The sequence below is a fragment of the Xenorhabdus santafensis genome, assembly GCF_033949405.1.
In the GTDB taxonomy this organism is placed as follows: Bacteria; Pseudomonadota; Gammaproteobacteria; order Enterobacterales; family Enterobacteriaceae; genus Xenorhabdus; species Xenorhabdus santafensis.
In genome coordinates this window covers 1-377 of record NZ_VCDN01000223.1, presented here as the reverse complement: position 1 = coordinate 377, position 377 = coordinate 1, and the positions used below count along the sequence as shown (strand labels likewise).

The 377-nt window shown below is 50.1% G+C and carries 1 rRNA gene; it reads left to right on the top strand.

Going from position 1 to position 377, the window contains the following annotated elements:
• Nucleotides 1-39: 39 nt before the first annotated feature.
• Nucleotides 40-377 (top strand): 16S ribosomal RNA (locus FE392_RS22360); the annotation flags it as partial.

Sequence of the window (377 nt, the reverse complement as noted above, 5' to 3'; positions counted from 1 at the left end):
AACGTCAATTTTTATTTTTAGATGCTAGACAAACTAACTTTATTGGAGAGTTTGATCCTGGCTCAGGATGAACGCTGGCGGCGTGCCTAATACATGCAAGTCGAGCGAATGGATTAAGAGCTTGCTCTTATGAAGTTAGCGGCGGACGGGTGAGTAACACGTGGGTAACCTGCCCATAAGACTGGGATAACTCCGGGAAACCGGGGCTAATACCGGATAACATTTTGAACTGCATGGTTCGAAATTGAAAGGCGGCTTCGGCTGTCACTTATGGATGGACCCGCGTCGCATTAGCTAGTTGGTGAGGTAACGGCTCACCAAGGCAACGATGCGTAGCCGACCTGAGAGGGTGATCGGCCACACTGGGACTGAGACAC